Consider the following 13,528-nt stretch of genomic DNA (forward strand, 5'->3'; position numbering starts at 1 on the left):
CCTCGCTCCCACGCCGGTCGACCAGCACGTCCAAGGGGAAGAGCGCATGAGAAGAGCATCAGCAGTCGTCGTCGCAAGCACCGTCCTCGCAGGGTTCACCCTGAGCACCCATCCGCCTACCGCCTCGGCGGCTGCAGCGACCCCGGCACCCGTCGGCTACTCCGCCTACGGGTACGGCACCTACGTCAGTTCCTCTCTGGCAGCGCTCAATTCGGGCGCCACCGCATACTCAGCCATCTCCTGCACGACGACCTCCAACCTCACCAACTCCAACCAGGTGGCCTCGGTCGACCTGGGCAAGGTCGGCAAGGTCGGCACGGACTACAGCCAGAGCCGCAGCATCCTCGACGCGTCCGGCCGTACGTCCCAGGGCATTGCGCAGATCTCTGGGGTCAATCTCCTGGGTGGTCTCATCACGTCCACCTCGCTGAAGACCACGTCTCGCGCCACCTACACACCGAGCAAGACGTCGTACGGCTCCAACAGCACCGCGTTCGTCGGCATCAAGGTCGCGGGCAAGGGCTTCGCGAGCGGCGTCGGCCCCAACACGAAGGTGGCTCTCGCGCTCGGTGGCAAACCCTTCGCTTCGGTGGTGCTCAACGAGCAGTCGCAGGCCAAGGTCAACGGCCTCACCCAGGCGGTCACCACCGCGATCCACGTCACCGTCACGAACTCCAACAGCATGGGACTGCCCGTCGGCACGACGGTCTACATCGGCCGTTCGTACGCTGCGTTGAGAGGCACGCCGGCCGGTTTCGCGACCGGGTCGGCGTACGGCACACAGGCCACGCTGTCGGGCAGCGTCAAGAGTGGTCCCACCGCTCTCGCGGGAGTCGCCTGCGACGGGGGCGACCGCACGGTCAGCGTCGCCTCGAGCGCGATCCCGAGCTTGCTGAGCCTCGGGGCGGTGAAGAGCACGACCTCGTCGGTGGCCACACCGAAACTGACCAGCTCAGCGACCAACCAGATCAGCGGGCTCAATGTGCTCAGCTCCTTGATCGGCGCTCGCACCATCACGGCGTCGACGACGACCAGCCGGACGAGCTTCACGTCAGCGGCGACCTTCACCGACGCATCCGGGTTCGTCGGCCTCAAGATCGCCGGCATGCCCTCCATCACCGACTCGGTCAAGCCGAACACGACGATCACCCTCAGCCAGCTGGGGACCGTGACCTTGCACAAGGTCACCAAGACCACGACCGGCATCCGAGTGGTGATGGTCTCGATCACCCTCGACAAGGCGCTCGGCAACCTCGCCAGAGGCACGCTCGTCGAGATCGGCGTCTCCAACACCGGGGTGCAGAACCGCTGACCCCTTCGACGCACGCAGGACGAGAGCCCCGGACCAGCGCTGGTCCGGGGCTCTCGCCGTCTGTGGGGTCAGTCGGCCGTGGAGGCGGTGCCCAGGAGGTCCGCGGTCTGCTGCGCGAGCCCGGCTTCCAGCAGCTGCATGGACCGGGTGACCTCGGGAATGACCTTCGGACCGAGACGCTCGACCGCGTTGCTGAGCCAGTGATCCGACGCGGTCACAACCTCCTCACCCGCCGCCGTCAGCGTGATGACCGACTTGCGCCGGTCGGTGGGGTGCGCCTCACGCCGGGCGAAGCCGGCTGCCTCGAGCCGGTCCAGCAGTGACGTGACGGTTGAAGGAGTCAGTCCGAGCCGTTCGGCCAACTCTCGCGGGCCAAGTGGACCCCGCAGGTGCAGATGGCTCATCGCCAGGGTCTCTGGGACGCCCGTGCCAAAGTGCTCCGCGATGGCCTGGCGCAGGTGCTCGCCCGCAACGATCAGCGCGCGAAGAGCGTCGATGCCGTCCGCCAAGGGGTCCGCGGGGGGAGACGTGGACACGGTGGTCCTTTCGAAGTCGAATACGTGAAGCTGCAATCATACGTTCATCGGATCGTTTGACAGTCGTACGGTTGACCGTTACTTTACCTTCTATTGACCCGCCGTGGGAGCGGTTCGGGTCCTCCTGAGCTCGTTCATACCGTGCAAAATCGAAAGGTCGTCCATCCATGTCTGCTTCCATCCGCCGCCCCCGCCGTCGTTCCGTCCGCGCCATCACCCTCGGCGCCGTCGCGACAGGGCTGGTCACCTCCGGCGCCCTGGTCTGGGGAGCGTCGTACTCCGCGTTCTCCGCCACCACGAGCAACGGGAGCAACAACTGGTCCGCCGGCACCGTCGCGCTGGCCGACGACAGCAACAACACCGCGATGTTCTCCGCGACCAACCTGAAGCCCGGCTCCACCGACTCCAAGTGCATCGCGGTCACGTCGAGCGGTTCCGTGGCCTCCGCGGTGAAGCTCTACGGCACGGGCGCGACGACGACCAAGGCACTGTCCTCCTCGCTGAACCTCACGATCGCGCAGGGCACCGGCGGCGGCTCCGGCTCCTGCACCGGCTTCACCCCGCTCACCAGCGGCTCCGCGGTCTACACCGGCACCCTCGCCTCCTTCGGCAGCGCGGCCACCAACTACTCCACGGGCGTCGGCAACTGGGCCCCCACGGGCACCGCGTCGGAGACCCGCGTCTACAAGATCACCTACGGCCTCGACGCCAACACCCCGAACACGGCGCAGGGCGGCACCGCCTCGATCGGCTTCACCTGGGAAGCCCAGAACAGCTGATCGCCGAAGCGAGGCGGGTGCGGCCCCTACGGGTCGCACCCACCCCCGCTGCTGCCACCGGAGAACCGTCCGAACCGTCGAGGAGCCCGCCCGTGCCCGTTGCAGTCGTCCGCCCCACCGAGCCGCGGGTGCACGCCACCCCCGGCTCGACGTGGCGCGGCGGCTGGGGCGCCCTCGTGATCACCGCTCTCGCGCGCGCGGCTCTGGCGATGCTCGCCAGCCTGCTGCTGTGGTCTATGGTGCCGGTCGCGATCGGCTGGCACAGCACCGTCGTCATGAGCAACTCCATGGCGCCGCAACTGAAAACCGGCGACATCGTCGCCTCTCGCCCGATCGCGCCGCAGGACGTGCGGATCGGCCAGGTGCTCCTGGCCGACGACCCCGACCACGCCGGGCGACTGCGGATGCACCGGCTCGTCGCCGTACGCCCGGACGGGCGCCTCACGCTGCGCGGTGACGCGAACCGCACCGACGACTCCACCCCGATCTCCCGGAGCGCGGTCCACGGCGTCGCATCGTTGCGCTCGCCCTGGATCGGCAAGCCGGTCTTCCTCCTGCGCACCCACCAGGGCGCTGCCCTGCTCCCGATCCTGGCCGCGCTCCTCGTGCTGGTCTCAGCGGCGTTCGTCTTCCGCCCGGAGGACGAGGACGACGACGTCGAGCGGGACGGGCTCGCCACCTCGACCGCGCTCGCCTCTGCCGTCCCGTCCCACCTCGACACCCCCCGCGCGATGACACCTCCGGGGTACGCCGCGCGACACGCCTCCGCGCCCGCCGCGCCGCGGCGTCGCAGCCGGCTCGTGCTCGTCGGCCTCAGCGTCGCCGCGATCGCGACCGGGGCTGCGCTTCCCGCGAGCGCCTCCAGCTCGTTCACCGACACGACGGTCAACGCGGGTGACGCCTGGTCGGCGGCGGACTACTTCAGTTGCGCGAACGCCGTCCAGGCTGCCAACCCCTACTTCTTCTACCCCCTCGGCGAACAGAGCGGGAACACCGCGACGGACGCCTCGGGTGGCGGACGCAACGGCACCTATCAGCCCAGCCGTGCCGGGGCCACGAGCGGCACCACCGCGGGCCCGTGCGGGACCGACCGGGCGACGACGCTCAACGGCAGCTCGGGGTACATCAGCACCCCGACCTACCTCGTCGGCCCGAACACCTTCAGTCTGGAGATCTGGTTCAAGACCACCACGACCCGTGGCGGGGTGCTGATGGGCTTCTCCGACGCCCAGACGGGTGCCGCGAAAACGGCGGGCGACCGGGTGCTCTACATCACCAACTACGGTCAGCTCGTCTTCGGGGTCAACCCGGGCCGGGTTGCGTACGTCAACACGGCGGGGAAGGTCAACGACGGCACCTGGCACCTGGCGACCGCCACCCTCTCCAACGCCGGGATGCGGCTCTACCTGGACGGCCAGCTTGCCGACAGCGACACGACGGTGACGAGCGGCCGCAGCTTCAACGGCTACTTCCGGATCGGTGACAACGACCTGCAGGGTTTCCCCGCCGCGCCGACCAGCAACTTCCTGAACGCCAGCATCTACAACGCGGCGCTCTTCGGGTCGGCACTGACCGCAGCCCAGGTCTCAGCCCACTACGACGCCGCGTCCTGACCACGGCCCGTCACCGGGGCGAGTTCGTCGATCATCGGCACCACGTCGTGGATGCCGTCCTTGACCCAGGTCGGCACGTACGGGTAGCGACCCACCTGCTCGGCGCGCGTCGACCCGCTCAGCACCAGGATCGAGCGCATCCCCGCCTCCAGACCGCTGCGGATGTCGGTGTCCATCCGGTCGCCGATCATCACCGTCGTCTCGGAGTGCGCATCGATCTGGTTGAGCGCGCTGCGCATCATCAGCGGGTTCGGCTTGCCGATGTAGTACGGGTCGACGCCGGTCGCCTTGGTGATGAGCGCGGCGATCGCGCCGGTCGCCGGCAGCGAGCCCTCCGCCGACGGTCCGGTGGCGTCGGGGTTGGTGGCGATGAAGCGGGCACCGTTGTCGATCAAGCGGATCGCGCGGGTGATGGTCTCGAACGAGTAGGTGCGGGTCTCCCCCAGCACCACGTAATCCGGGTCGCGCTGGGACATGATGTAGCCGACCTCGTGCAGGGCGGTCGTCAGCCCCGACTCCCCCAGCACGTACGCCGATCCGCCGGCCCGCTGATCCTGCAGGTACTGCGCGGTTGCGAGCGCCGAGGTCCAGATCGCCTCCTCGGGCAGGTCGATCCCGCTGGCCAGCAGCCGCGCCCGCAGATCGCGGCGGGTGTAGATCGAGTTGTTCGTCAGCACCATGAAGCGGCGCCCGCTCGCCTGCAGCTTCGCCAGGAACTCAGGAGCCCCGGGCAGCGCGTGCTCCTCGTGGACGAGCACCCCGTCCATGTCGGTCAGCCAGCACTCGACCGGTCTCCTGTTGGTCATGGCCGCATTCTTCCAGCACCGCACCGGCATCGGGCGTCGATCTCACCCCGCGCCGTAGTCGACGACGACTGCCGCGTGGTCACTCCACCGCTCGGCGTACGACGCGGCACGCCCTACCCGCGCGCCAGTCGCGAGGGCAGCGAGCGCCGGTGACGCCCACTGGTAGTCGATGCGCCACCCGGTGTCGTTGTCGAACGCCTTGCCGCGCCAGGACCACCACGTGTACGGCCCGTCCACGGCGCCGGCGTCCGCGCGTACGACGTCCCGCCACCCGGCCGCCGCCCACCGGTCGAGGTGCGCCTGCTCCTGCGGCAGATACCCCGACTTGCCGACATTGCCCTTCACGTTGCGCAGGTCGAGTGCGGTATGGCAGATGTTGAGATCCCCTGTCAGCACTGCCTTCTCGGCCACCAGCTCGCTCATCCGCTCACCGATGCGGTCCAGGAAGGCCAGCTTCTCCTCCTCGCGGGGACTGCCCGCCTCACCGGTGTGCACGTAGGTCGAGGCCACCGTCACGTCACCGACGCGCGCCTGCACCCACCGGCCGGCCTGCTCGAAACCGGGCAGTCCGACCCGCACGTCGGTCAGCGGAACCGGCGCCAGGATCGCCACACCTGCGCGACCGGCATCCGCCGCCTCGGTGTGCGCAACCGACCAGTCGCCCATCCCGACGTCGTCCAGCACCGCGCGCAGCTGAGCGTCGGTGGCGCGCACCTCCTGCAACGCGACGACGTCCGGCTGCTGCTCGGCGATCCACGCCAGGCCGCCGCGGCGGTGAGCGGCGCGAACGCCGTTGACGTTGGCCGAGATCAGGCGCAAGAATGCGGCGCTCAGCGGGGCTGGGCCGCGCGCACGGTGGGCGTGCCGGCGTTCTCGTCCTGAGCCAGCGCGTCGATCTCACCGACCAGCCGGTCGAACTCGTCCTGCTCGAGCGTCACGCCGGCCGCGTCCAGACCCTCGCGCAGCTTGTCGGCGATCTTCGCCTCGCCCGCGCTGTAGTCCCAGGACGTGGCGGTGTCGACCGCCTGCTGCGCGGCCTCGCGTGCCGCGTCGAGCTCTTCGGAGGTGTGCTCGCTCATGATCGTGACTCTCCTTCGACGGGGGCGCCGCGCGCCGAGCGCGGACGTACGGCGACAGTAGTGAAGGACGCCGACAGGTCTCACGCCGGCGCGGCCCCGCGGAAGGAGCAGACGGTGCAGGAGATCTCGCACGACGTCGTCATCGTCGGAGCCGGTAACGCCGGCACCGCCCTGGCCGCCCAACTGTTGCGCCTGGGCGCCCGCGACGTGGCGCTGCTCGACCCCAGCCGGACCCACGTCTACCAGCCGCTGCTCTCCTACGTCGGCGCGGGGATGGCCACCACGGCCCAGACGCGCAGGCCCCGCAGCGCCCTCGTCCCGGACGGCTGCACCTGGCACACCCAGGCCGTCGCCTCGGTCGATCCCGATGCCGGCCACCTCACCACGACCGACGGGACCCGCATCGCGTACGGCGACCTGGTCCTCTGCCCCGGCGCCCGCCCCGACTGGGACGCGCTCCCGGGCTCGCGCGCGGCGATGGACGAGGCGCACGGCTCGACCAACTACCTGCCGGAGCTGGCGCCGAAGACCTGGGAGCTCATCCGCGGGCTGCGCTCCGGCACCGCGGTCTTCACCGTCCCCGACCGGCCGGTGCCGTGCGGCGGGGTCGCCTACAAACCCCTCTTCCTGGCGTGCGACCACTGGCGGCGCACCGGAGTGCTGGACCGCATCGAGGTAGTGGCGCTCGTGGAGTCGCCGACCATGTTCGGCATCCCGCAGATCGACCGCCGGCTGGAGCGGGCGGCCCAGCGGTACGGCGTGCAGGTGCGCACCGGCACCTCCGTGCGCGCGATCCGTGCGGAGGACCAGACCCTGGAGACGACGGCCGGCGAGCTGCACTACGACCTGCTGCACCTCACCCCCGAGCACCGTGCGCCCGAGTGGATCGCCGCCGCCGGTCTGAGCGACGGTGCCGGCAGCTTCATCACGGTCGACGAACGCACCCTGCAGCACCCACGCCACCGCCGCGTCTGGGGACTGGGCGATGCGGCCGACACCCACTCCAGCAAGTCCGGCGGGGCTCTGCGCAAGCAGGTGCCCGTGGTCGCGTACAACATCGCCGCAGCCCGGATGGAGCAGCCGCTGCACGAGTACGACGGGTACTCCGTCGCCCCGATCACCACCTCGAGGTCGCACCTGCTACTGGCGGAGTTCGACCGCGACGGCGGGCTGCAGCCGATGTTCGGCCTGCGCGACCTGGCCCGGCCACGACCCTGGACGCTCGCCTTCGATCGCTATCTGCAGCCGCAGCTCTACTGGCACGGGATCCTGCCCGGACGGCTCTAGCACGCGCGTCTCGACGTGCCGCCACGCAGCGCTACTTTGCAGTAACCTCAGGCGAACCGCGCCACCGTGGTGGAGTGCCCCGCTCATGATCGAGGAGAACGCCGCATGACTCACGTTTCGCCCGAACCCAAGGCCGCCCCCAGCTCGGACCTGAACGCGCGCCAGGAGGCACTGCTCTGGGCGGGCGCCGACGTGGTTTTCATCGTCATCCTGCTGCTGCTCAGCGCCACCTTCCTGTCGGTCAACTCCGACTCCTTCCTCACGGCCACGCTGATCGCGCCGTTCGTCGGATGGGTGATCGGCAACCTGCTCGCCTTCGTGGTCCCCCGCACGATCTCGACCCCGTCGTGGCTGATCGCGATCGTCGCCCTAGTGCTCGTGGTGATCTGCGCCGGCGTCTTCCACAGCGGGCAGGGTGTCATCGCCACCGGCCGCGGACTTGCCGGGCTGATCATCGGCCTCGCCACCGGATTCCTCTTCCTGCGCGCGTGGCGCGCCCAGCACCAGGCACACAGCGCGGCGCGCGAGACCGCCTGACGGCCGCTCCGGCGTCGTACGCTGCGGAGATGGCCGACGCCGACAAGACTGACACCGCCCCGACGAGTTCGCCTGCACCTGCGGCGGATCCGGGCGATCACCTCACCCACACCAGTCACACCCTCGACCTGCCCGGCGGACCGTTGCACTACACGGCCACGACCGGGCGGGTCGTGCTGCGCGAGGAGTCCGTGGAGGACGGCGTGTGGAAGGGGCACGTGCCCCGCGCCCAGGTGGGGATCACGGCGTACACCCTCGACGACGCCGACCCGCACACCCGGCCGGTCACCTTCGCGTTCAACGGCGGCCCTGGCAGTTCCAGCCTCTGGCTCCACATGGGACTACTTGGACCGCGACGCGTCGTGATGGGCGACGTCGGTGAGCTGGCAGTGCCGCCCTACGACCTTGCCGACAACACCGAGACGCTGCTGATCGACAGCGACCTGGTCTTCATCGACCCCGTCTCGACTGGTCGCTCGCGGGTCGTCGAGGGCGGCAAGCCCAAGGACTTCCACGCGTTCAAGCGCGACCTGGAGACCGTGGCCGAGGTGATCCGTCGGTGGGTCACCAAGGAGGGCCGCTGGATGTCGCCGAAGTTCCTGGCGGGCGAGTCCTACGGCACCACCCGCGCGGCCGGGCTCGCGCAGCTGCTGCAGGACGAGATGGGCATGTACCTCAACGGTCTGATGCTCATCTCCAGCGTGCTCGACTTCGGCACCGCCGAGTTCGACGGGCACGACGACCGCGGCCACGTGATGTACCTGCCCTTCTACGCCGCCACCGCGCACCGACACGGCAAGCACCCCGGCCGCTCGTTGCAGGACGTGCTCACCGAGGCCGAGGAGTACGCCGCCCGCGACTACCCGTGGGCACTCTCCCGCGGCAACCGGCTCACCGCCGACGAACGGGCCGACGCCGTACGCCGGATCGCCTCCCTCACCGGACTCAGCGAGGACTACGTCGACCGGGCCGACCTGCGGATCGAGCACTGGCGCTTCTTCGGTGAGTTGCTGCGCGACCAGGGCCTGACCGTGGGTCGCCTGGACTCCCGCTTCACCGGCCCGGCCGCCTCCGGCATCGCCGAGCACATGGACGCCGACCCGTCGATGGACGCGATCGTGGGCCCGTACGCCGCGGCGTACCAGGAGTATTCGCACACCGAGCTGCGCAACACCGACGATGCGCCCTTCAGCGTCTTCGGTAAGGGAGTGCTGGAGGACTGGAGCTACAAGGAGTTCGAGGGCCGCTCCGTCTACGTCGCCGACCGGCTGGAGCGGGCGATGCGCGCCAACGAGCACCTGCGCGTGCAGATCGCCTACGGCTACTACGACGGAGCGACGCCCTACTACGCCGCGCAGCAGACGGTCGCCCACCTGCGGTTGCCGCAGTCACGGCTGGACAACATCGAGCATCACTTCTACGACGCCGGGCACATGATGTACGTCCACCAACCGAGCCGCGAGCAACAGAGCCGCGACCTGGCGGCGTTCGTCCGCTCGGCCTCCGGGGGCCCGCGAATCAGTAGGTGATGGTGGCCGACCCGTTCTGGGCGGCGTTGTTCGCGCTGCCGCTGCTGGTGACCGTGTTGCCCGCGCCGGCTGTGTAGCTGCTGCCCGAAGCGCCGGCGCCGCCGTACGCGGCGTAGTTGGTGCCGGTCACCGCGCCACCGGCTCCGCTACCGCCACCGGCGTATCCGCCGCCACCACCACCTGTGCCCACGACGCGCGTGCCGCCGGAGGCCGATGTCGGGATTGTCACACCCGTGCCGCCGTTTCCGCCGCCGTTCGCACCGGTGCCGTTGTTGCCACCCGCGTTGCCGTTGTAGCGAGTGGTGGGGCTTCCCGTGCCGGTGGCACCGTTTCCGCCGGCCCCACCCGTGGCGCCACTCGGAGCCGCTCCGCCGACCGCGGTGAGGGCGGTGCCACCGGCGGTCGGGGTCAAGGTGACCGTTCCACCTGCGTTGGGGTTCGGTGTGGCGCTACCACCGGCGGTGCCGCTTGCGTTGTAGCCACTGGAGGATGCCGCCACCGCGCCACCGCCCCCACCGGCGACGACGAACGGCTTGCCGGTGGAGTCCAGGATCGCCGTGCCGCCTCCACCACCGCGGCCGAGGTCGGCCGACGTCGATCCGCCGTTGCCGTACCCCGCACCGCCCGTGCCCACACCCGCGGCACCACCGACACCGCCGACCACCACCGTGATCGTCGTGGCGGTACCGGGCAGGGTGATCGTCCCCGAGATGGTCGCCCCCGAACCACCGGTCACCGCCGTACTAGCGTTGGCCCCACCAGCGCCGACGATCGTGTACGTCAATTTCGTCGTGCCCGCTGGGATCGAATACTGGGTCGAGCCCACAGCGGGGGTCAGGGTGACGGGCGGACTTGCAGCCTCGGCGGGTGCGGCAGCGCCGATGGCGATGACCGGCACCGTCCACGCGATGTGCCCCGCGATGACGCGCCGGGACGGGCCCGTGCGCTTCATGCGAGTCGGCTCCTGCGTACTCATCCCGTAATTCCTAGAACTTTCTCTTTACCACACAGAATTTTTTCAGTGCGGATTCAGCTGATGTTCAGATCGCAACGCCGCATCTCTTGACCGCGACCAGACCAAAAATATACCAATGCCAGTCCAATCGGGCTCTTAGGCGTCCGCGAGTCGAGCGTTCATCGAGCAGTCACCGCCGAGGCGCTCTCGCCCGAGGAAACCGGTCACCATGCGCAGCCGTCGGGTCCAGCCGGATGGACCACGGACCCGGCCGGCACGTGATCACCCGGCCAGACCAAGGTGGCCGCTGCCCGGGGTCGGCGTGACGTCGGTGATGGCGGGTCCTGTGCGCCCCCACCACTCGGCCATGTACTGCACTTCGCTGCCGGCGATGCTCGGATTGGTGCGGAACCATTGCAGATCGGGATGGTTGCTCATCCCCGCGGCGAACACTGCCGCCGGTGCCAGCACCGGGTCGTCCGCCAGGCCTGCCAGGTCGACCTCGTCGGGTACGCACCCGGCGTGGGCGAGGGCCTGGAGCAGCGCGAACCGCTCGCCAGAGGTGACCATGAGCTCGACCAGTTGCTGCTGCTGCCCGGGGCGTGCGAGGTAGGTGAGCACGTGTGCCGCCGCTTGCGCCGCATACGGCTCGGCCGGGTCGACCATCTGCTGCACGGCAACGTCGGCCAGGACGTCCCGATAGGGACTGGCTGCCAGCATCAACAGCGAATGCTCCTGGCGTTCCACGAAATCGGGCGACAGCGCCTCGCGCAGGAGACGATCCAACATCGGGTCGTCCAGCCCCGACTCCCGCAGTGCGGCAAGCCGGTAGCTGCTGAGGGCGGCCGGGCTCTGCACCCGAGCACCCGCGGCGGTCGGTGCCGGGTAGCGCCCCAGCCTGGCCACGACCTGCTGGGTGAGGGTCGCCGACAGACGCTGCGCGAGCATGAACGCGGGTCGGCCGCGATCCATCCCATCGCTCGCGGCATGGATGATCGCGCGACTGAGGTCGGGGACCAGGTCCCCGGGAAGCGTGCCGCGGCAGATCGAGTTGAGCAGACCGTAGGCCGCACCCCACTGCTGCTCGCCCTCGGACCGCTCGAAGAGGCCCACCAGCCAGCGGAGCACGGCAGGGTCGGCACTGGTGCCGAGGACGGCCACGACCCGGGCGGAACCACGGGCTCCCTGCTCGGAGGAGACGCGCTCGACCGAGTCGAGCAGAATCCGGCTCGCGTCACCATCGGCCAGCAGCGACCCCACTGTGTGCAGTCGAGTCGTCGATGCGTGGTGCACCGATCGCATTGCCTCGGACAGCAGTTGATCCACCCAACTGTTCAGCACCGACGGCGGGAGCACCGGCCCGGTCGGTCGCGTGATGACGTCGGCCACCTGCATCCAGTCGGTCCCGAGCATGGCACCGGCGGGCACCCTGGTCTCCCAGTCGCCGAGGGCAGCGCCGAGCTGCACGCGCGACATCGGTGCATGCGCTTCCGGTGCGATCGCCGGACCGAACATCCGGTCGATGCCACAGATGACCCCGACAAGATGTCCGGCAGGCAGGCTCAACGCCGCTTCGTAGGCGCGGACCACCGAGAGCGGGACTCGTTCGGCACCGGTTTCGTAACGGCACAGGGTGCTGGGGCCCAGGTGACAACCCTGCGCTCGAAGCATCTCCAGGAACTTCCCTGCCGGGCCCGGCACTGTCGCGAGCCTGCTGAGCCGCAGCAGCCACGCGATGCGCGCCTGCGGGTCGACGCTGCGCCCACGCAGCGGTGTTCGGTCATACGGCATGGCGACCGGACGGCCACGCCCCGGAACCCAGCTCATCACGCCCCCTCGACGCGAGCCGTGCGACTACGCAGCTCGACGGGCGCACCCGGAGCATTCCCGTGCCGGCGTACGCCGGACGACGGCGGCGCGGGGTGATCCCGCAGGACCGCGTCGAGCATCTCCGGGTTCAGGCCACTGTGCGGCCCGAAGCACGCCTGCACATCGAGCACCATCGGCAGTCCGTCCGCGCCGCGCCGGACTCCCACCTCGAGGGGGCCGGTCAGGCCGAGAGCGCGGACCGCGGCCCGTGCGACTCCCTCCACCCCGACGGCGTGATCGTCCCCGACCAGGGTCATCGTGGCCTCCGTGTCGTCCCGGACGGACTCCTCCAACACCGTCGAGAGCCGGCCCTTGCCGTCCAGCGGCCGATAGAGGACGACGGAGTATGCCGGTCCGGGGACGAACCGTTGCACGAACCAGTCATCGCTCATGGCCGACCAGTCCACGTCGTCCGAGCCATTGAGGACCGTCGCCGCTTGCGCTCCGCTGGCCCAACGGGAGCGCAGCGTCAGCTGACCGCCCATCGCGTCCAGCGCGTCCTCGGCGTCGGCGAAGTCGCTCGGGACGCCGAAATCGGGGACCCCCACTCCATGTGACCGCAGGCTCCACGCGGTCAGCAACCGGTCGTGCGCCGTACCGGTGGGCCCGGGCCCCGGGACGACGACATCGACGCCGAGTGAGAGTCGACCGACCGAGATCGCCGGTAGGGCGTCACTACTCGCGGGTATGACGAGGTCGATGCCGTAGCGCTGCACGATCCGGGCCAGAGCGGGCAGGAAGCCGGGGTTCGTCGGCTCGGGCATGAGGTGGCACACCGCTGACGGGAGGCACATCGGCCGGCTGTCGGCGCAGTGCACCTGCAGGCCTCGGGTGGCCAGTTGCTCCACCAGGACATGTCCGGCAGCGCCCTCGGCGCCCGTGACGAGGATGCGGCGCCGTCCGGCCGTGAACTGCGGAGTCTCCCGCCCGTAATTCGCGTGCGGCTGATGCTCTGACAATGCGTGCCCCTTGGAAGGTCCCGAAAGGGAATAGCGCCGCGGCCCATGTGGTCGTGGCGCACTGATCTGGCGCACCGACCTTCGGAGACCGGTGCGTTTTATGAGAGGAAGATCGCCGCCCCCAGGTGGCTCGGCTTCTTCAGGTCTTGATTGGCTGCGAACGTAAGCCCTTACCTTTTCCTGGTCAAGCGTTTACGTTTTATTTACCTTTCGTTGACTGCTACTTACCGCTGGTGAACAGCGTCAAGTGTGTGTTACCGCAGGTCA

Annotated in this window: 13 protein-coding genes; 6 read left to right on the plus strand and 7 right to left on the minus strand. The window is 69.6% G+C overall.

The genetic code is table 11. The features are described 5' to 3' along the window. Positions 1-46: 46 nt before the first annotated feature. A complete protein-coding gene (locus tag HNR15_RS12515; protein ID WP_179482265.1) occupies positions 47-1,312 on the plus strand; it encodes a choice-of-anchor P family protein in 1,266 nt (421 codons plus the stop codon). 68 nt (positions 1,313-1,380) lie between these two features. Here the strand turns inward: HNR15_RS12515 and HNR15_RS12520 are convergent, their stop codons facing one another. Then, the gene (locus tag HNR15_RS12520; RefSeq protein WP_179482267.1) at positions 1,381-1,848 is read right to left on the minus strand and encodes a MarR family transcriptional regulator; all 468 of its coding nucleotides are present in this window, start codon (positions 1,846-1,848) and stop codon (positions 1,381-1,383) included. 167 nt (positions 1,849-2,015) lie between these two features. Between HNR15_RS12520 and HNR15_RS12525 the strand changes: the two genes are divergently transcribed. Together HNR15_RS12525 and HNR15_RS18865 are read left to right on the plus strand one after the other, a co-directional pair. Next, on the plus strand, positions 2,016-2,627 hold the full coding sequence (locus HNR15_RS12525; protein WP_246305926.1) for a hypothetical protein: 612 nt from the start codon (positions 2,016-2,018) through the stop codon (positions 2,625-2,627). A 92-nt stretch (positions 2,628-2,719) separates the two neighbouring features. Continuing rightward, the gene (locus tag HNR15_RS18865) at positions 2,720-4,240 is read left to right on the plus strand and encodes a LamG-like jellyroll fold domain-containing protein (protein WP_179482269.1); all 1,521 of its coding nucleotides are present in this window, start codon (positions 2,720-2,722) and stop codon (positions 4,238-4,240) included. Here HNR15_RS18865 and HNR15_RS12535 read toward each other — a convergent pair. From HNR15_RS12535 to HNR15_RS18360, 3 genes are read right to left on the minus strand one after another with little or no spacing between them, the layout of a single operon-like run. Further along, positions 4,222-5,046 carry an HAD-IIA family hydrolase gene (locus HNR15_RS12535; RefSeq protein ID WP_179482271.1) on the minus strand — a complete coding sequence of 275 codons (825 nt, stop codon included), beginning with the start codon at positions 5,044-5,046 and terminating at the stop codon, positions 4,222-4,224. The genes HNR15_RS18865 and HNR15_RS12535 overlap by 19 nt on opposite strands. Positions 5,047-5,088: 42 nt before the next feature. Continuing rightward, the gene (locus HNR15_RS12540) at positions 5,089-5,865 is read right to left on the minus strand and encodes an exodeoxyribonuclease III (protein ID WP_179482273.1); all 777 of its coding nucleotides are present in this window, start codon (positions 5,863-5,865) and stop codon (positions 5,089-5,091) included. An 11-nt stretch (positions 5,866-5,876) separates the two neighbouring features. Then, on the minus strand, positions 5,877-6,125 hold the full coding sequence (locus HNR15_RS18360; protein WP_179482275.1) for a DUF3775 domain-containing protein: 249 nt from the start codon (positions 6,123-6,125) through the stop codon (positions 5,877-5,879). Between the two features lie 114 nt (positions 6,126-6,239). Between HNR15_RS18360 and HNR15_RS12550 the strand changes: the two genes are divergently transcribed. The 3 genes from HNR15_RS12550 (at position 6,240) to HNR15_RS12560 (ending at position 9,478) form a co-directional block, all read left to right on the plus strand. Then, positions 6,240-7,412, plus strand: a complete 1,173-nt coding sequence (locus HNR15_RS12550) for an FAD-dependent oxidoreductase (protein WP_179482277.1) — start codon at positions 6,240-6,242, stop codon at positions 7,410-7,412. Between the two features lie 105 nt (positions 7,413-7,517). Next, the gene (locus HNR15_RS12555; RefSeq protein ID WP_179482279.1) at positions 7,518-7,949 is read left to right on the plus strand and encodes a hypothetical protein; all 432 of its coding nucleotides are present in this window, start codon (positions 7,518-7,520) and stop codon (positions 7,947-7,949) included. Between the two features lie 29 nt (positions 7,950-7,978). After that, a complete protein-coding gene (locus tag HNR15_RS12560) occupies positions 7,979-9,478 on the plus strand; it encodes a S10 family peptidase (RefSeq protein WP_179482281.1) in 1,500 nt (499 codons plus the stop codon). Here the strand turns inward: HNR15_RS12560 and HNR15_RS18665 are convergent. The 3 genes from HNR15_RS18665 to HNR15_RS12575 all read right to left on the minus strand — a co-directional run bounded on the left by HNR15_RS18665 (position 9,468) and on the right by HNR15_RS12575 (position 13,261). Beyond that, positions 9,468-10,430 (minus strand): hypothetical protein, encoded by a 963-nt coding sequence (locus tag HNR15_RS18665; RefSeq protein ID WP_179482283.1) that lies wholly within the window; start codon positions 10,428-10,430, stop codon positions 9,468-9,470. The two genes, HNR15_RS12560 and HNR15_RS18665, sit on opposite strands and share 11 nt — an antisense overlap. Before the next feature lie 285 nt (positions 10,431-10,715). After that, complete coding sequence (locus tag HNR15_RS12570) at positions 10,716-12,260, minus strand: hypothetical protein (protein ID WP_179482285.1); 1,545 nt, start codon at positions 12,258-12,260, stop codon at positions 10,716-10,718. Further along, on the minus strand, positions 12,260-13,261 hold the full coding sequence (locus HNR15_RS12575) for an ATP-grasp domain-containing protein (RefSeq protein ID WP_179482287.1): 1,002 nt from the start codon (positions 13,259-13,261) through the stop codon (positions 12,260-12,262). Before HNR15_RS12575 ends, HNR15_RS12570 begins: the two co-directional genes overlap by 1 nt. Positions 13,262-13,528 lie beyond the last annotated feature (267 nt).

Source organism: Allobranchiibius huperziae (assembly GCF_013410455.1).
Lineage (GTDB): Bacteria > Actinomycetota > Actinomycetes > Actinomycetales > Dermatophilaceae > Allobranchiibius > Allobranchiibius huperziae.

Bases quoted from the DNA above. Each gene is read 5' to 3' on its own strand.
- HNR15_RS12525 (WP_246305926.1), top strand. From the start codon at position 2,016: ATGTCTGCTTCCATCCGCCGCCCCCGCCGTCGTTCCGTCCGCGCCATC.
- HNR15_RS18360 (WP_179482275.1), bottom strand. From the start codon at position 6,125: ATGAGCGAGCACACCTCCGAAGAGCTCGACGCGGCACGCGAGGCCGCG.
- HNR15_RS12515 (WP_179482265.1), top strand. From the start codon at position 47: ATGAGAAGAGCATCAGCAGTCGTCGTCGCAAGCACCGTCCTCGCAGGG.
- HNR15_RS18665 (WP_179482283.1), bottom strand. From the start codon at position 10,430: ATGAAGCGCACGGGCCCGTCCCGGCGCGTCATCGCGGGGCACATCGCG.
- HNR15_RS12570 (WP_179482285.1), bottom strand. From the start codon at position 12,260: ATGAGCTGGGTTCCGGGGCGTGGCCGTCCGGTCGCCATGCCGTATGAC.
- HNR15_RS12535 (WP_179482271.1), bottom strand. From the start codon at position 5,046: ATGACCAACAGGAGACCGGTCGAGTGCTGGCTGACCGACATGGACGGG.
- HNR15_RS12560 (WP_179482281.1), top strand. From the start codon at position 7,979: ATGGCCGACGCCGACAAGACTGACACCGCCCCGACGAGTTCGCCTGCA.
- HNR15_RS12555 (WP_179482279.1), top strand. From the start codon at position 7,518: ATGACTCACGTTTCGCCCGAACCCAAGGCCGCCCCCAGCTCGGACCTG.